General features: G+C 39.6%; 18 protein-coding genes. 9 read left to right on the top strand and 9 right to left on the bottom strand.

Features of this window, described 5'->3' with window-relative positions; all coding sequences use genetic code 11:
- The first annotated feature begins 5 nt into the window (after positions 1 to 5).
- Both LCD32_RS14290 and LCD32_RS14285 read left to right on the top strand, forming a co-directional pair.
- Positions 6 to 1,475, top strand: a complete 1,470-nt coding sequence (locus LCD32_RS14290; protein ID WP_007500472.1) for a nicotinate phosphoribosyltransferase — start codon at positions 6 to 8, stop codon at positions 1,473 to 1,475.
- A gap of 140 nt (positions 1,476 to 1,615) precedes the next feature.
- Positions 1,616 to 2,842 (top strand): EAL and HDOD domain-containing protein, encoded by a 1,227-nt coding sequence (locus LCD32_RS14285; protein WP_035701209.1) that lies wholly within the window; start codon positions 1,616 to 1,618, stop codon positions 2,840 to 2,842.
- Between the two features lie 36 nt (positions 2,843 to 2,878).
- Here LCD32_RS14285 and LCD32_RS14280 read toward each other — a convergent pair whose 3' ends face one another.
- Entirely contained in the window at positions 2,879 to 3,232 is a 354-nt protein-coding gene (locus LCD32_RS14280; RefSeq protein ID WP_017367963.1) for a hypothetical protein, read from the bottom strand.
- A gap of 505 nt (positions 3,233 to 3,737) precedes the next feature.
- On the opposite strand from LCD32_RS14280, the gene degQ reads away from it, so the two are divergent.
- The 6 genes from degQ (at position 3,738) to LCD32_RS14250 (ending at position 8,599) form a co-directional block, all read left to right on the top strand.
- Positions 3,738 to 3,878, top strand: coding sequence for a degradation enzyme regulation protein DegQ (gene degQ / locus LCD32_RS14275; protein WP_003213123.1), 141 nt, complete (start codon positions 3,738 to 3,740; stop codon positions 3,876 to 3,878).
- Between the two features lie 151 nt (positions 3,879 to 4,029).
- Positions 4,030 to 4,944 carry a polyprenyl synthetase family protein gene (locus tag LCD32_RS14270; protein WP_035701208.1) on the top strand — a complete coding sequence of 305 codons (915 nt, stop codon included), beginning with the start codon at positions 4,030 to 4,032 and terminating at the stop codon, positions 4,942 to 4,944.
- Complete coding sequence (gene comX, locus LCD32_RS14265; protein ID WP_081826972.1) at positions 4,941 to 5,111, top strand: competence pheromone ComX; 171 nt, start codon at positions 4,941 to 4,943, stop codon at positions 5,109 to 5,111. Before LCD32_RS14270 ends, comX begins: the two co-directional genes overlap by 4 nt.
- A 40-nt stretch (positions 5,112 to 5,151) precedes the next feature.
- Positions 5,152 to 7,464, top strand: coding sequence for an ATP-binding protein (locus LCD32_RS14260; protein ID WP_035701206.1), 2,313 nt, complete (start codon positions 5,152 to 5,154; stop codon positions 7,462 to 7,464).
- Positions 7,465 to 7,544: 80 nt separating this feature from the next.
- The gene (locus LCD32_RS14255; RefSeq protein ID WP_007500477.1) at positions 7,545 to 8,186 is read left to right on the top strand and encodes a response regulator transcription factor; all 642 of its coding nucleotides are present in this window, start codon (positions 7,545 to 7,547) and stop codon (positions 8,184 to 8,186) included.
- Positions 8,187 to 8,209: 23 nt separating this feature from the next.
- On the top strand, positions 8,210 to 8,599 hold the full coding sequence (locus LCD32_RS14250; RefSeq protein ID WP_035701203.1) for a hotdog fold thioesterase: 390 nt from the start codon (positions 8,210 to 8,212) through the stop codon (positions 8,597 to 8,599).
- 90 nt (positions 8,600 to 8,689) lie between these two features.
- On the opposite strand, the gene mnhG is transcribed toward LCD32_RS14250, so the two are convergent.
- From mnhG to LCD32_RS14215, 7 genes are read right to left on the bottom strand one after another with little or no spacing between them, the layout of a single operon-like run.
- Positions 8,690 to 9,064, bottom strand: coding sequence for a monovalent cation/H(+) antiporter subunit G (mnhG, locus tag LCD32_RS14245; protein WP_035701201.1), 375 nt, complete (start codon positions 9,062 to 9,064; stop codon positions 8,690 to 8,692).
- On the bottom strand, positions 9,048 to 9,329 hold the full coding sequence (locus LCD32_RS14240; protein ID WP_008345849.1) for a Na(+)/H(+) antiporter subunit F1: 282 nt from the start codon (positions 9,327 to 9,329) through the stop codon (positions 9,048 to 9,050). The genes mnhG and LCD32_RS14240 overlap by 17 nt, the downstream gene beginning before the upstream one ends.
- Positions 9,329 to 9,808: a Na+/H+ antiporter subunit E gene (locus LCD32_RS14235; protein WP_008345848.1), complete on the bottom strand. Its 480-nt coding sequence runs from the start codon at positions 9,806 to 9,808 to the stop codon at positions 9,329 to 9,331. The genes LCD32_RS14240 and LCD32_RS14235 overlap by 1 nt, the downstream gene beginning before the upstream one ends.
- Positions 9,809 to 9,814: 6 nt before the next feature.
- A complete protein-coding gene (locus tag LCD32_RS14230; RefSeq protein WP_019744043.1) occupies positions 9,815 to 11,293 on the bottom strand; it encodes a Na+/H+ antiporter subunit D in 1,479 nt (492 codons plus the stop codon).
- Positions 11,286 to 11,627 (bottom strand): Na(+)/H(+) antiporter subunit C, encoded by a 342-nt coding sequence (locus LCD32_RS14225; RefSeq protein ID WP_003213576.1) that lies wholly within the window; start codon positions 11,625 to 11,627, stop codon positions 11,286 to 11,288. Before LCD32_RS14225 ends, LCD32_RS14230 begins: the two co-directional genes overlap by 8 nt.
- Positions 11,627 to 12,058 (bottom strand): Na(+)/H(+) antiporter subunit B, encoded by a 432-nt coding sequence (locus LCD32_RS14220; protein WP_007500484.1) that lies wholly within the window; start codon positions 12,056 to 12,058, stop codon positions 11,627 to 11,629. The genes LCD32_RS14225 and LCD32_RS14220 overlap by 1 nt, the downstream gene beginning before the upstream one ends.
- Positions 12,055 to 14,466: a Na+/H+ antiporter subunit A gene (locus tag LCD32_RS14215; protein WP_035701197.1), complete on the bottom strand. Its 2,412-nt coding sequence runs from the start codon at positions 14,464 to 14,466 to the stop codon at positions 12,055 to 12,057. Before LCD32_RS14215 ends, LCD32_RS14220 begins: the two co-directional genes overlap by 4 nt.
- Positions 14,467 to 14,685: 219 nt before the next feature.
- Here LCD32_RS14215 and LCD32_RS14210 point away from each other — a divergent pair, with 219 nt between their 5' ends.
- On the top strand, positions 14,686 to 14,895 hold the full coding sequence (locus LCD32_RS14210) for a hypothetical protein (protein ID WP_019744044.1): 210 nt from the start codon (positions 14,686 to 14,688) through the stop codon (positions 14,893 to 14,895).
- A gap of 275 nt (positions 14,896 to 15,170) precedes the next feature.
- Here the strand turns inward: LCD32_RS14210 and LCD32_RS14205 are convergent, their stop codons facing one another.
- On the bottom strand, positions 15,171 to 16,508 hold the full coding sequence (locus tag LCD32_RS14205; RefSeq protein WP_017367956.1) for a 2-hydroxycarboxylate transporter family protein: 1,338 nt from the start codon (positions 16,506 to 16,508) through the stop codon (positions 15,171 to 15,173).
- Positions 16,509 to 16,603: the final 95 nt, after the last annotated feature.

Below are 16,603 nucleotides of genomic sequence, written 5' to 3'. Positions count from 1 at the left end.
GGAAGTTGGAGCATCGGTTTATTGACGACAGTTTATCACTACATACAGATCTTTATCAAATTAACATGGCAGAAACGTATTGGAGAGACGGCATTCATGAGAAGAAGGCAGTCTTCGAACTCTTCTTTAGAAAGCTTCCATTTGACAACGGCTTCGCTGTATTTGCTGGTTTAGAGAAAGCGATTGAATATTTATCGGACTTCTCCTTCACCGAGAGCGACCTTGCATATTTAAAAGATGAACTCGGTTATAAAAGCGATTTCATTGAATACTTAAGCGGATTGTCTTTTACAGGGACACTTCATTCAATGCGAGAAGGAGAAATTGTCTTTGCGAATGAACCTATTATGCGCATCGAGGCAACACTTGTTGAAGCTCAGCTAATTGAAACGGCACTGCTCAACATCGTGAACTTTCAGACGCTAATTGCAACAAAGGCGGCTCGTATTAAAGGAATCATTGAAGATGAGACAGCATTAGAATTCGGAACAAGACGTGCGCATGAAATGGATGCAGCCATGTGGGGAGCAAGAGCAGCACTGATCGGCGGATTTCAGGCAACAAGTAATGTCCGTGCAGGGAAACGCTTCAATATTCCCGTATCAGGCACCCATGCCCATGCTCTTGTACAAGCATATCGCGACGAATATACTGCATTTAGAAAATATGCTGAAACACATACAGACTGTGTCTTTTTAGTGGATACATATGATACGGTCAGATCAGGCATTCCAAATGCAATTAAGGTAGCGAAAGAATTCGGTGATAAAATCAACTTTATTGGGGTCAGACTTGATAGCGGAGACCTTGCCTACTTGTCTAAAAAGGCGAGAACGATGCTGGATGAAGCTGGATTCCATGACGCCAAAGTCATTGCATCAAGCGATCTTGATGAACACACCATTATGAACTTAAAAGCACAAGGTGCAAAAATTGATGTATGGGGTGTTGGAACGAAACTGATTACCGCATTCGATCAGCCAGCTCTTGGTGCTGTATATAAGCTTGTATCGATTGAAGAAAACGGTCAGATGAATGACACGATCAAAATTTCTTCTAATCCAGAGAAAGTGACAACACCAGGCCGTAAACGAGTGTATCGCATTATTAATCAATTGAATCATCACTCTGAGGGAGACTACATTGCCCTTGAAGAAGAAGATGTTCAAAGTGAAGATAAGCTGAAAATGTTCCATCCAGTTCATACATTTATCAGCAAATTTGTGACAAATTTTGTGGCAAAGGACCTTCATGTCCCAATTTTTGAACAAGGGAAGCTGGTGTATGATAATCCAGATATCCAAACGATTCAAGCATATGTGCAGGACAGTCTCGGACTCTTCTGGGAGGAATACAAACGAATCAGCAAACCAGAAGAGTACCCAGTCGATTTGAGTCAAAAATGCTGGGATAATAAGATGCAGTTTATCCATGATGTGAAAAATAAAATCAAAAAAGAGCTTTATGAAAGCTGATTACCCCGGGAAAGGAGATCATCAAGCCAGATGGTCTCTTTTTTTTCATGTTGGACGATTCAAAATGAACCTTATGGGCAATCATTTGGTATACTGAAGGCACATCTTGTTTGTCATTGCATAAAGGAGGAATGGAGCAGTTGAGGGTGTTTGTTGCAAGGCAGCCTATTTTTAACAGAAAAGAACAAGTCGTATCATACGAGCTGCTTTATAGAGATAGTGAAACCAATACATATAGCGCTGAAGATGGTGATCAAGCGACAACGGACCTCATTATCAATAGTTTTTTAAACATTGGCATCGAAACACTGACAGAAGGAAAACGATGCTACATCAATTTCACCGAAAGCTTGCTTTCGTCTGATCTGCTCACTTATTTTGATCCACATCAGCTTGTGATCGAAATATTAGAAAATGTACCGATTACCCCGGCACTTATTATGAGATGTAAGCAATTAAAAAAGTGGGGATACACGATTGCGCTCGATGATTTCTTTCTGAGCGGAACACATTTTCATGACAAGTTACTCGATGAACTCCTCTATTGCATTGATATTTTAAAAATTGATTTTCTGAAAACAACATGTGAAGAACGAAGAGACATTTTACATACATATAAAAAGTATCGACTTCGATTCCTTGCTGAAAAGGTAGAAACGCGAAAAGAATATGAAGAAGCGTTAGAAGCTGGCTTCCATTTGTTTCAAGGATATTTCTTTAGTGAGCCGCACGTCATTTCGGGACGAGCCTTATCGACTAGCTTCCACGCATACCATCAGCTATTGAATGAGCTGAGCAAGGAGCAGCCGAATATTCAGACCGTGACGCACTTTATAGAAAGTGATCTTTCCCTTTCATATCAATTATTAAAAATGCTGAATTCTGGCGGCATGAGACGTCTTTATCAAATCAAGAGCATTCGTCAGGCGATTATCCTGCTTGGGTTTAATGAAATACGGCGATGGATCTTTATCCTTTCATTTAAAGAACTGAATGTCCAAGCCAACTCAAGCCAAAAGGAAATCATCAAAATGTCGTTCATTCGTGCCAAAACGTGTGAACTCATTGCTAGTCGGACTGAACGAGAGCATCCCGCTTCTTATATGCTAACAGGTATGTTTTCACTCATTGATACGCTTGTCAGGGCGGACATTACTGAACTTGTGAAAGAACTGCCTCTTTCGGATGAAGTAGGTGAGGCACTGCTTGGCTATGAAAATGACTATTTCCTTGTGTTAGACGTTGCCAAACGTATTGAACGAAATGAATGGGATGATGAGATGTTAGGTGGAAGTCTCCCTAAGCAGGAAGCCTACGGCTGTTATATAGAAGCCATTGAATGGTGTCATAAAATGTTTGAATCTTAAGAAAAGCCGCTCACACTAGAGCGGCTTCTTTCTTTGTTATCCCCACTGTAAAAGTAGAAAAAGCCTGCTGGAAGAGAGGGATAAGTAGATGCGGATGCCTTCTGGACTAAAGCGGATATCGATATTGCTTTTCACCCCAATCTGTTTCAGCATTCGAATCACACTTGCGGTGTCAGCACGTTCAGCAGCTTCCATGATTCGCTGTCCAAACGAAAGCGAACCGGAAATCTGCTGTGTAATGAGGGATGCATCAGCCACGAGACGGGTTGATTCCTTTGCAGCCTTTTGAAACGCATGAGCATCTACTGGAGGAAAAGTCATAGGTGTTCGCGGGTATGCGTTCCCTATTGCGGGAACCTGCAAAGGCGGATAAGGAACATAGTAAAACACATGGTCACCTCTTCTCTCATTGAAGTGAATTTGGACGGATATCTGTTCTAAATGTATGAAGAAAATCCGAATAAAGAATCAAAATGATCTTTCTACCTTTGCATATTCATCATAAAAATAGGTACTTTTGCGGTCAATTTCGGTGAATGTCGCCAAAAAATTGCGGTGTCTACAGTAGAGCCTGTCGTCTGACCTATAACATGAAAAACCGAGGAAACAGAGGGGATCGTATGTTCTGCATCGTGAGAATTGTGACGAATGATGCCTGTTCATGTCGCAAAAATGACGTATTTCCTTTGAAATTGAGATAAAAGTATCATTTGAAAAGTCTGAAAATGATGAAAAAAGACCTATTGAATTTTGCGGTATCACGCACACATTTTGTGCATACTTTTCGGTGAAAAAATACTCAATAGCATTTACACTGTTAGTAACAGATCAAATACTTATGACCCAATCAACATACACAAATACATTGATCTTCCAAAAAAGGAGAGTGGAATCGATGGAAAAGTATGAAATCGAAGAACTTAAACAATTATTATGGAAACTTGAAAACGAAATTAGAGAAACAACGGCTTCTCTTCATAACATTAACAAAAGCATTGATCAATACGACAAATATGAATATGTGAAAATTTCTTAAAGACTTGATAACCATCAAGTCTTTTTTTTATCCAAATACATACAAAAAAAGGATATATTATTATATAATTGTTAAATAGTGATGTCAGTGGACATTTGCTTATTTCTTTTTAGTAAAATAAGAGGCGAGAGGGTGAGGATCAAGATCGAGTATGCTAAACTATCTAGAGAATACAAAAATCAAGCAGAAAATGTCTGATTTTATTCAACATGCAGTCAGGCAAAATGATTTACAAAAGCTGCTTCTCGAATTTACAGATATAAAGAATGAATTTCCTTTTGGGCAATTGGCTTACCAACATTATGAGGCATTTGGCGGACAAGACAAGCAAGCGATTACAAAACTGGCAGCAGGGATTGAACTTCTCATCTTATCTGCCGATATATTAGATGATATTGAAGATCAGGACAATGATTCGTATCCTTGGATGAACGTCAACCAAGGAGTGGCCATCAATGCTTCTACGTATTTGTATACGGTGAGTATCCAATTCATCACATCAATTTGTGAAAATAATTCTCAACTAATAGAGAAACTGTTCCACTTCATCAAAATGTCTATGGAAGGGCAGCATGAGGATTTGAGTCATTTGTATGGAACAGAAGAAGAGTGTGTAGAGGTTTTAAGGAAAAAATCTGGATCTTTAACAGCTCTTTCTAGCGTACTGGGTGTTTATTTAGCGACAAGAAAAATGAATGCCACTGTAGAATCTTATTCGATATATTATGGTGTTGCTGGACAAATCAGTAACGATTTTTTTGCGTTATTTTCAAAAACAAACGGAGATTTTCAAAAAAAACAAACGCTGGCATTTAGTTATTTACAAAGACATTTTAACGATGTCAGTCTAGAGCTTCTTTCCTTCTTTTCTAACCGGCTGGATGAGTCAGAGCAAAAGCCGTTTCAACTGAAGCAAAAGTTACTTGAAGCTGGTTTGACTCAGTACATGGTATCGATGAGAGAGATTATGCTGTTAAAAATGAAGCAAGGAATTGCACAACTTGATTTGCCTAAAACGAAAAAGGAACAATTATATGCATATATGACAAAGGAGGGCAATGATTGAGCATTCAAAATGTTATTGCATATTTAGTGAAAAATCCTAGTGTTGTGAATGAATTGGACTTAGGGAATGCAAGTTTAATTCACACAGATGAGGAAACGATGAAAGCAATCATTCAAGGCATAAAAAAAGGGCAAATGTCTGCAGATTATATATGGTACTATAAATGATACTTGATTTAAAAGTTCTCCAGTTAAGGATGTTTTATACATGAAGATAACTTATACGAAACTATCTGCTTTTTTTGTTTTTCTGTCTTTTTTATTTGTGATCTATGTTTCATATATTTATGTATTTGATATTTTTAATGGAGCACGTGTTGAGGAGAACAAGAATGGTCAAGCAGAAGTTGTCAAAGTCGAATATCTTTCTTTAGCCTACACATCAGGATTAGAAGAAGGAGATATTATACTTAAAATCAATGGAGAATCTGCTAACAACAAAGATCATTTGATCAATGGTGAGCTTAGGAATGTGCAAAGAATTGATATTCAAAGAGGCAACCAAATGATCACCCTAAAAAATAAGACATTGATTGGTCAAGAAAGTTTATTTGTCTATATAATTCCTCTCATCCTGTATTCAATATGTTTATTTTGTATCTTCTTTATCATTCGTATTAACAAAGAGATCCAACGAAAATCAGCATTTCTTTTAGTTTTATTTTTATTAACGATTTGTATCGGATATCTTAGTGCAGGTACTTCGGGTATTGGTGATAGATTTAGCCATTATGTCATCACATTTTGTTTATCAAGTGTATTTATCTTTTATATTCATTTCATTTATCAATATTTCAAAGAGTTTGACCTGCATATAACGACTCGAAAAACAATTTATATTTTATATAGTCTTCCTATAACTAATCTAGTAATAGAGCTGTTTGTTCCAATTGATTCGGCGATAGCCAGATACATGCCGAGTTTAAATCTTTTATTCTTTTTTGCTTCTATTATCATGTCATTCAAAGTCATTATTAATGGAATGCAGAAATATAAAGAGACAGAGCAGGGGTCTGTTTTAAAGTTTTTTGTCATGATTAATATCATAGCATTTTGTCCGTTTATCTTTTTATTTGCAATTCCATATGTTTTGTTTCGTATTTATGTTGTAGATCCCTTTTTCTTAACTTCTTTTGTATTGCTCATTCCTTTTTCACTCGTGTATCAATTCATGACGAACAAACTTTACAATATGGATTTCTTGATTAGTAGACTTAAATACTATGGATTTATTGCCATTACACCGACCATTTTAGTTGTTGTCACGTTTTATATTCTGCAAAAACCAGAAGATTTAAAGTACACACTGAAGCTCGCATTCATCACATATACACTCATGTTGGCTGTTTTCTATTTCAAAGAAATTTTAGATTTCCGTTTTCGTTTGAAACGTTTTTCAGAGAAGTATAATTACCAAGACAGCGTGTTTAAATTTACGCAGCTTATTCGTGAGGCGTCATCACTTCATCAAGTACTGTATCATTTGAAATACACCATTTTAGAAGTGCTCGTTGTGAATAAAGCCTTTGTGCTAGAGGTGAAGGCTAATGGAGAAATGATTGAAATTGATGAATCAACAAATGATAGTAAGTTATGGAAAGAATACGTGGATCAATTTCAAGATATTTTAGGTGAAGTTGGGAAAATCATCGAGCTTGATAAAGGGTTTATGATGAAAATTGGAGAGCGGGGCGGTCACTCGTTTATGATTTGCTGCTTATCCAATATACAGACGCCGAAATTGACCCGCGATGAAATTTCATGGCTGAAAACATTGGCATTTTACACAAGTGTCAGTTTAGAAAATGTCGTCAAGATTGAAGAATTGATGGAGCATCTTGAGGATTTGAAACAGCGGGAAGCCAATCCCGCCTGGCTGAAGAAAGTCATGTTCGCCATGGAAGAAAAGCAGCGCTCAGATTTAGCGAGGGATCTTCATGATTCTGTGCTGCAGGATTTGATTTCACTGAAGAGACAGTCCGAGATGTTCTTAACCAATTTCCAAAACAACCAATGCCCAACATCTATTGAAAATTCGCTGATCTCTTGGAATGAACAAATGTCTAAGGTGATTCAAACCACGAGAGAAACATGTCATGAACTTCGGCCGCAGCTCCTCTATGATTTGGGGTTAGTGAAGGCAATTTCGAAGCTGACTTCGCAAATTCAAGAGGAAGCGCCATTTCATATTAGACTGAATACAACCCGCTTTGATAAAGAATTAGACATTGATATTGACTCACAGCTGAATATTTACCGGATTGTGCAGGAGCTGTTATCCAATGCGTTGAAGCATTCTAAGGCCAGCCAAGTCTTAGTGATGCTCATTTGTATTAAAGATCAAGTTGTTCTCCATTATGAGGACGATGGAGTCGGATTTGATGCAAGCCAGCTTGATCAGCACACGATGAGCATGGGTCTTTCTGGCATAAGGGAACGAGTCAAAGCTCTAAATGGAAAGCTTCAAATTCACACAGCACCTGAAAAAGGGCTCAAGGTGAAAATTGAAATGGAATTGTAACGATTTCTTAAGGAATAAGACTTGGCATCTGCCAAGTCTTTTATATAAAATGGAAGTGAGTGATTTAAAGGGAGGAAGACATGAAGAAGATATTGGTCATTGATGATCATCCGGCTGTCATGGAAGGGACAAAAAGCATATTAGAATCAGATCAGCAGCTATCAGTCGATTGTTTAAGTCCTGATGCAGAAGGCGCCTTTTTAAAGACGCATGACTTTTCCATCTATGATGTGATCTTGATGGATTTAAATCTCGGGGATATCAATGGAATGGACATTGCCAAACAAATTCTAGAAACGAATCAACAAGTGAAAATTATCATTTATACAGGATATGAAGTAGATGATTATTTCGAAGAGGCCATTCGAGCTGGATTGCATGGTGCAATAAGTAAAACAGAGACAAAAGACAAAATCATTGAATACATACACCGCACATTGCAAGGAGAAGTTGTCATTCAGCTATCCTATTTAAAGAAATTAATTTCACAGCAGCAAGAGAAGCCAGAACAGGCGCAGCAGACGGATCATGAGCTGTTAACAGAGCGTGAATGCTTAATCTTAAGAGAAGTGGAAAAAGGGTACACAAACCAAGAGATCGCCGATGTGCTTCATTTGAGCAAACGCTCGATTGAATACAGTTTGACCTCCATCTTTAATAAGCTGAATGTTGGATCTCGAACGGAAGCGGTGTTAATTGCAAAATCGGAAAGTGTCCTGTAAACGTGTGAAGGGAGAGGGCCTTGATGGATGTGAGTGGTTCAAATACACTGCTTGAGGCACTGGGGATTGAGATTGTAGAATGCAATATGTCACGATGCGTGGCGACAATGCCAGTCGATCACCGAACAAAACAGCCATTTGGATTACTGCACGGAGGAGCATCAGCTGCTCTAGCAGAAACAGTGGCAAGCATGGGTGCTGCTGCTCATTTGGATTTAACGAAGCAGGTTTGTTCAGGTATTGAAATCAATGCCAATCATTTAAAATCTGTACGTGATGGAGTGGTGACAGCTACAGCTGTTCCTGTACATGTAGGACGGCGTACAATGGTATTCCAAATCGATATTAAAGATGATCGAGACCGTCATATCTGTACGTCAAGATGTACACTCGCTGTCATTGATCGCATATAAAAAAGCTCCCGGTGCAGCGGAAGCTTTTTTTAATACCCTTTTATGAACATGCAAGTAAAGTGAACAGGACCTGCATGTCAGGTTCTTTATTTATAAATAAGAGTCTTCTTTTCGTTTAATGACAAAGTTACGGAAACCGCCATAATCATCTTGGACACTTCGTTTGTCCATTTTCACACCAGTGTTGTAAGCGGCTCTTCCGATCAAATGAGCGCCGACTGGTGCGGTCAGAAAGATAAAGACAATCCCAAGCAGGATTTTCGCAGAGATGATCCCTGCAAGAAACCATTCATGAAAGAACACACCAACTAAAATGAGAACAACACCAAGTGTCGATGCTTTTGATGCAGCATGCATACGTGTGTAAACGTCCGGCAGGCGAAGAACCCCAATGGCTGAGACCAGACAAAGGATGGCGCCAAGCAGAATAAAGAAAATCACGATCGCTTTAGCGATGACGATCATTTTCAATCACTTCCCCTTTCTCAAGGAATTTGGAAAAAGCGACAGTGCCGATAAAGGCAAGAATACCGAGCAGTAAAATAATTTCAAAGAACGTAGTGGTTTTCAGTAAGATAGACACGATGGCTGTCATCCCAATTAAATTGATTCCTATCGCATCAAGCGCACTAACGCGATCAGGAATAGAAGGTCCTTTGATGACCCGTATGACAAAAAGCAAAGTAGACAGCGCAAGAATTCCAAGTGACATTTGCAAGATCAGTTCCATTACTTACCGCTCACCTCCTGAATCGCTTTTTCAAATGATACCCGAATATCGTGGATGGCTTTTTCAGCATCTTCAATATCCATCGCATGAATATATAAAATCGAACGATCATCCGAAATATCAATGACCAGTGTACCAGGTGTTAATGTAATCATATTAGCCAGTATGGTGATTTCCCAATCTGTTTTTAAATCTGTACGAAAGGCGAAAATACCAGGCTTGATCTTAAGCTTTGGAGATAACACCGTCTTGAGTACACTCAAATTAGCAAGAAGTAGCTCTCTGATAAAAATGATGACGAGCTTGAAAATCGCATAAAGGGCATAGCCGTAAAAACGTTGCGGGAAGAATCGCCGCAGCATAAAAATGGCGATCATCCCTAGTGCAAAGCCTGATACAAAGTCTGCAGCTCTGTATGTATCATTCATAAACATCCATGTAAAGGCGAGGAGAGCGTTTAATAATATTTGAAAGGCCATGTTCATCTACTCCTTCAGCACAGCTTGAATATATTTTTCTGGTGTTGAAAGCATTTCCGCAGCTTGATTGATATAAGGTGCAATGAATTCTGTGCCTAATCCAATCGCAAGCGATAAGATAACAAGCAGTACCCCAGGATACACCATTCCTCTAATGGATGGCTTTCTTCTTCGCATATCCTGTTCCTCTCCCCAAAACGCAAGCATGAAAATCCTCATAACAGAATAAAGGACAAGAAGACTGGACAGTAAAACAAGGATAGAGAACGTCATGTACCCAGCAGAAAACCCACCTTCAACAATTTTCAGCTTGCCAACAAATCCACTTAGCGGAGGAATACCCGCAAGTGATAAAGCCGATATGAAGAACATCCAGCCGAGTAGAGGCTGGGATTGAATCAGCCCACCCATTTTTTTCAGATGATTGGTTCCAGCATACACAAACAGTGCCCCTGCAAGCATAAATAGAGCTCCTTTGATCACCATATCGTGAATGAGGTAATAAATGGCGCCTTGAAGTGATGCCGGTGTATTGGCCGCAATCCCAAACAAAATGACACCAACAGCTGTGACAATGTTATAAATCACAATTTTTTGCACATCAGAATAGGCGATAGAGCCAATGACACCGAATATAACCGTTAGAGCGGCTAGCCAGGCCATAATTGTATGTGTAAAACCTGTATCATGTATAAAGATGAGCGTAAAGACTCTGGCAATCGCATATAGCCCGACCTTTGTCAGCAGTGCGCCAAACAAAGCTGAAATCGCTGCCGGCGGTGCATGATAAGACCCTGGCAGCCAGAAATAAAGGGGGAAGACCCCAGCTTTTAAGCCAAATACGATCAGGAACAGAATGGCAATCACGGTGATTAACCCTGTTTGCCCAGATTCAGCTATTTTCACACTTAAATCAGCCATGTTCAGTGTGCCTGTGACTGCATATAAACACGCTACGCCAACAATAAATAATGCCGATGAGATAATATTAAACACAATGTATTTCAGTGATTCACGAAGCTGAGGCTTTGAACCACCCAGAACAATGAGCATATAAGATGCCATCAGCAACAATTCAAAGAAGACAAACAGGTTGAAAATATCTCCCGTTAAAAAGGCACCACTGACGCCAGCTAACAAGAATTGGACACCAGAATAATAGAACAGTCGCTCTCTTTCTTTCCCAATCGTTTGAAAGGAAAAAAGAACTGTGACAAGTCCAACAATGGAAGCGGTCAGCACAAGAAGTGCAGCAAACTGATCGGCTACAAGGGCAATGCCAAACGGCGCTTTCCAGCCGCCCAAGTAAAGGGTTTGTATGCCGTTTGTGAAAATCGTTTGGACCAAATAGACATTACAGATAATGGCTAAAAGAGATGCAAACACACTAAAGCCTCTCGACAGCATGGTGTTTTTATTCATAAAAATCAATAATGTAGCAGCTAGTAATGGTATTAATATAGGCAGGATCACGAGATTATTCATGCTGATCATTTCCTCTCATTTGATCCATGTCATCTGTTCTCAGCTCTTGGAAGGCACGGAAGGCCATCACGAGCAAAAAGGATGTTACACCAAAAGCAATGACAATGGCTGTTAAAATTAATGCTTGTGGCAATGGATCTACATAGGATGTGAGCCCCTCTTTCAAAATAGGAGGTGCTCCCTTTTTTAAGCCGCCCATTGTTAATAGAAGCAAATGGACGCCGTGACTTAAAACGGCAGTACCGACGATGACCCGTAGAAGGCTTTTTGAAAGCATTAAATAGGTCGCTGCCATAAAAATGATTCCGACGATAATAGACATTAGAAATTCCATTATTCCTTCTCTCCAATCGTTTGAATAATGGTCATGGTGACACCAACAACAACTAAATACACACCGATATCAAACAGGACCGCTGTCGCCAATTCTGTTTTCCCTAGAAACGGCAGTTGGAAATAACCAAATGCATGGGATAGGAAAGGTGCTCCGAACAGAAAAGATCCCATACCTGTTAGGATGGCAACGAGCAAACCGACACCAGCCACATAAATAAAGTCAAATGGTAAAATGCGTCTCACTGTTTTAAGGTCATAGGCTAAAAGCAGAAGGACGACAGCACCAGCACTCATCAAACCGCCAATGAATCCTCCGCCAGGATTGTTATGTCCTGCAAGGAATAGGTGAAGTGAGAAAAGAAAGATGATGAATGCTGTAATTTTTGTTGTGACTTGTAAGAGCATATCATTCGTATCAATCTTTCTCATCGCCGTACGCCTCTCTTCCGTTTTCCTTGTGTTTTTACTTTTAATAATCCATAAATACCAAGTGCCGCAATAGCCAGCACTGTAATCTCAAAGAGTGTATCAAAGCCCCTGAAATCGACAAGAATGACATTGACAATATTGTCTCCGCCAGCCAGTTTGTAGCTGTTTTCAATGAAGTACGTTGAAATTGTGTCAAGAGACTGCTGGCTTGTTGAAGCGAAAGCAAGACAGGTGACAACGACTCCAACACCTAATGAGATGATCAAATTTGTTAATTTAAATCTTCGTGTTTTTTGCTTCAGGCTCAGCTTTGGCAAATGATAGAAGCAAAGTAAAAACAGTGCGACTGAAATGGTTTCAATAATGAGCTGTGTCAGCGCAAGGTCAGGTGCTCTGAAAATCACGAAGAACAATGACAGCGTGTAGCCCATAACACCTAGCGCAATAATAGCTGTTAAGCGTGAACGAGCAAATACAGTCGTGACTGTCGCTGCGACCATCACAAGTGAAAGGATGACTTCGTACGTGCCGATTGATGCAGCATGCTCAGTTTGAAATGAGAAGGCTTGCTTGTAGAACATCACGCTGCCAAGCACGATAATCATAAACCCAAATACATAGACAAGATAGTCACGAAGGAATCCTGTCATATAGCTGTTTGTTAGGCGATAAGACCCTTTTTCTACACCAATAAGCGAACGATCATACAAAGCGTTAAATGACCATTTTTCCTTAAATATGTTGTACATTGGGCGCCATTTTGACAGCGTTAAATAGCCAATGGTACCGAGCGCAACTACACCAATTGTCATGTAAAGCTCTGGCTTGAATCCATGCCACGCTTCAATTTTTACGGCAAAGCGGCTTCCTGTTTGAATGGCTTCAGGAATGATCGCTTGCATGGCAGGTTCAATGACTGAATAGGCAAGGATATTAGGGAAAAAGAAGAACGTGACCACAAGTGATGCTAAAATAATTGGCGGGATCAGCATACCAATCGGTGCTTCATGCGGTTTTTTCTCCAATTGATCGACATTCAGACGGCCTCTAAATGTTTTGAAGACGATCATCATACTGTAGATGAACGTAAACACACTAGCGAGCCAAGCGATAGCAGGGAAGACAGCCCCCCATGTTGAAACATCCGTAAAGCTGATGTCAGAAATCCGAATCATACTTGTGAAAAATAGCTCTTTACTTAAAAACCCATTAAAAGGCGGGAGTCCAGCCATCGAGAATGTACCAATTAACGTAATTGTAAAGGTAATTGGCATGATGGTCATTAATCCACCTAATTTGCGAATATCACGTGTACCTGTTTCGTGATCGATAATCCCTGCTGCCATAAAGAGACTTCCTTTAAAAGTCGCGTGGTTAATGAGATGAAAAATAGCAGCAAGAACGGCTGCGCCAAAAAAGGCAGGGTTGTTTTCATGAATGGCAGCTGCGCCTACTCCTAGCATGAGCATAATCATACCGAGTTGACTCACTGTCGAGAAGGCCAGAATGGCTTTCAAATCATTTTGCCGAACGGCGTGGAAAGATCCCCAGAATAGTGTGATAAGTCCGACAATCGAAATGGTCCAAAACCACACCTCTGATATAGCAAAAATCGGACTAAAGCGGGCAACCAGATAAATACCGGCTTTGACCATAGTAGCAGAATGCAGATAACTGCTTACAGGGGTTGGTGCTTCCATAGCATCAGGCAGCCAAATATAAAATGGGAACTGCGCTGATTTCGTGAAGGCCCCTAGTAAAATGAGAACCATCGCAGGGATGAAATAAGGTGATGCCATAATGAGCTGAAGCTGATTGACTGCTTCGCGAATACTGAATGAATCAGTGATCAGGTAAATGAGGATGAAGCCGCCAAGCATAGCTAATCCGCCAAACACAGTAATAAGCAGTGATTTGGTTGCTCCGTAACGAGAACGCTCACGCTTATACCAATACCCAATTAAGAGGAAGGAAGAGATACTTGTTAGCTCCCAGAACAAATAAAGTACGACCATGTTGTCAGAGAGAACAACACCAAGCATAGCGGTCATAAACATTAATAAATACGTATAGAAAGAGCCAAGCTGTTCTTTTTCCTTTGATAAGTAGAAAATACTGTACAGTACCACAAGTGCACCAATACCTGTGATGAGTAAAGCAAATAACAGGCTGAGACCATCTACATACACAGTGAAATTCATCCCTAGAGAGGGAATCCATTCAGCTTGTGAGAACAACGTTCGTCCATTCGAGGTGATCTGGAGCATTTGGATGAAATAGGTAAATAAAAGAATAGGCAAGATGAGAACAAACCATCCTGTATGTATACGCCTTACGTATTTAAAAAGAAAAGGGACGACAAAGGCAAGTAAAAAAGGTGATAGGATGGCGAAGTGAATAAGCTGCAAGAAAATGAACCTCCTTTGATCAATATAAATTCACGTTCTAAAGAACTGGTAATTAAAATTATAGCGTAAATACAGACATAGTGCATTGGTTTGAACTGATTTACGACAAATTGAATTTGTTTTGAGTTCTTTTGACCACAAAAAATATTTTATCAAAAATGAAACTCGTTGTATATTGTTTTGTATTTCGTACATGCTTTTCTTAAAGGAGCTGATCAAATGAAACGAAAGATCGCCATCAGCTTAAGCATATTCTGCACGATTTTAGGAGGAGCATTCTTGATTGAACGAAATGATCAAAAAAGGTGGCAGGCCGGGAGTGAATGGCCGCTATTTTCTGAGCAACTCCTCCATATGACCTATCCGCAGGCGAAACAGTATCCTTTTCAGCCTCGGGAGTATATACGAATTGTATTAGCTGATGAATGAGGATGTATGGGAGAAAAGAAATATAAAAAAAAGCATGTCCCTTACGAAAAGGACATGCTCAGCGTGTAGACAAACCCTCGCATTCTTTGTCAGTCCTGCGCTCCGGTGCTCACGAATGTCAAATTCGCTCTGCTCCGGTGCTCGTCCTTCCTAGACTGCAAAGGTTTTCTATCACGCTGAAAAGAAGACAAAGGGCTAAAATAAAGTACATTTTAGCCCTTTGTCAATTATCTGAGCATGACCCTTATGAAAAGGACATGCTTTTTGTTTCTTTTTTAAGTAAACATTCTGAGTAAGATTGTTGCGCAAATAACGGTTGCTGCTCCGCCAAGACGTGTAGAGACTTGAGCGAAAGGCATAAGGCCCATTCTTCCAGAAGCTGAAAGAATCGCAACATCACCAGTACCGCCTAATCCACTGTGACAGCCAGTCACAATGGCAGATTCAACTGGATACATGTTCATGAATTTACCAACAAAGTAACCAGAACCAACCATGCCTAGAACAACAGCAATACATACACATACGAAAGGAATCGAAATAACAGTGGCCACATCATCAAGTGGAATGTATAGAATTCCTAAACCAACCATTAGAGGCCATGTAAAGCTTTTCGATACAAACTTGTAGAACTGCTGTGAGCCGTTTTGCAAATGCTGAGGCATCACGTTTAAGTATTTGATTAATGCAGCAAGAACAATCATTAAGATTGGACCTGGAATATGAACAAAACTTTCTAATAAGCCGCCAAAGATAAAGGTTGTACAAGCAACAAGTACACCTGCACCCATTAAGCTGAAGTCAACTTTAGTATCCATGTCAGGCTGTTCAAAGATTTCATTTGCTTCTTTTGATTTAACAAGTCGTCCGTTCCCGTTTAGTTCAGGACGTTTTTCACCAAGCTTTTTCATTGCGCCAGCACAAATGATGGCAATGACGTTCCCAATGACGGCAGCCGGAATTAATTGAGAAATTAATGACTCTGCTGATACACCAAGAATTTGTGAATAAGCAATTGATAATGGCAATATTCCTTCACCGACACCACCGGCAATAATCGGTACAATGATAAAGAAGAACGAATGATGCGGTGTGTAACCAACTAGAAGACCCACTAGAATTCCAGCAGCTACAGCTGTAATTGTACCTGCAACAAGAGGAACAAACATACGAATAAGGCCTTGTACTAAAACAGTTCGTTGCATCCCAAGAATACTACCTACTACAAGAGCAGATATATAGAAGTATAGGAAGTTCGACGTTTTCATCAGAGACGTAACCGCTTCCAACGAGTTTGGATTCAGAACATGAAAAAAGACCAGGAACGATGGTACGAATAAAGAAAGAATCGCCGGTCCACCAATATCTTTTAAGATTGGAATACGTTGTCCTACATCTCCTAGGAAAATCCCCAAAATCATAATAACAGCGAAACCACCAAGCATATTTGCTGGAATTTTATTAAAATAAGCGGCAGTTAAAATAATCGCTGCAAGTACTATATACACAGGTAGATCAATAACACCAATTTTCCAAGAAAGAATTTTTCGGAAAACGCTTTTATTATTGTCAGAATCGTTTGTAATCGATTTCAATTGTTGTGTATTAGCCACATAAACACCCCCAAATGCTATTTGTCTCAATTGTAGAAGATTCTGTGACACTCATCTATTTATTAAACTAAATTAAGTGTAATAAAAGTAAAATA

It is taken from the genome of Bacillus sp. RSS_NA_20, assembly GCF_020165915.1.
Taxonomy (GTDB): domain Bacteria; phylum Bacillota; class Bacilli; order Bacillales; family Bacillaceae; genus Bacillus; species Bacillus altitudinis.
Note: the sequence above shows the minus strand (reverse complement) of the source record. Positions and strands in the feature narration are given on the sequence as shown.

Excerpts from the sequence above, each read along its gene's own strand:
- degQ (WP_003213123.1), top strand. The coding sequence starts at position 3,738 with ATGGAAAAGTATGAAATCGAAGAACTTAAACAATTATTATGGAAACTT.
- LCD32_RS14270 (WP_035701208.1), top strand. The coding sequence starts at position 4,030 with ATGCTAAACTATCTAGAGAATACAAAAATCAAGCAGAAAATGTCTGAT.
- LCD32_RS14260 (WP_035701206.1), top strand. The coding sequence starts at position 5,152 with ATGAAGATAACTTATACGAAACTATCTGCTTTTTTTGTTTTTCTGTCT.
- LCD32_RS14255 (WP_007500477.1), top strand. The coding sequence starts at position 7,545 with ATGAAGAAGATATTGGTCATTGATGATCATCCGGCTGTCATGGAAGGG.
- LCD32_RS14250 (WP_035701203.1), top strand. The coding sequence starts at position 8,210 with ATGGATGTGAGTGGTTCAAATACACTGCTTGAGGCACTGGGGATTGAG.
- mnhG (WP_035701201.1), bottom strand. The coding sequence starts at position 9,064 with ATGATCGTCATCGCTAAAGCGATCGTGATTTTCTTTATTCTGCTTGGC.
- LCD32_RS14240 (WP_008345849.1), bottom strand. The coding sequence starts at position 9,329 with ATGGAACTGATCTTGCAAATGTCACTTGGAATTCTTGCGCTGTCTACT.
- LCD32_RS14235 (WP_008345848.1), bottom strand. The coding sequence starts at position 9,808 with ATGGCCTTTCAAATATTATTAAACGCTCTCCTCGCCTTTACATGGATG.
- LCD32_RS14230 (WP_019744043.1), bottom strand. The coding sequence starts at position 11,293 with ATGAATAATCTCGTGATCCTGCCTATATTAATACCATTACTAGCTGCT.
- LCD32_RS14225 (WP_003213576.1), bottom strand. The coding sequence starts at position 11,627 with ATGGAATTTCTAATGTCTATTATCGTCGGAATCATTTTTATGGCAGCG.
- LCD32_RS14220 (WP_007500484.1), bottom strand. The coding sequence starts at position 12,058 with ATGAGAAAGATTGATACGAATGATATGCTCTTACAAGTCACAACAAAA.
- LCD32_RS14210 (WP_019744044.1), top strand. The coding sequence starts at position 14,686 with ATGAAACGAAAGATCGCCATCAGCTTAAGCATATTCTGCACGATTTTA.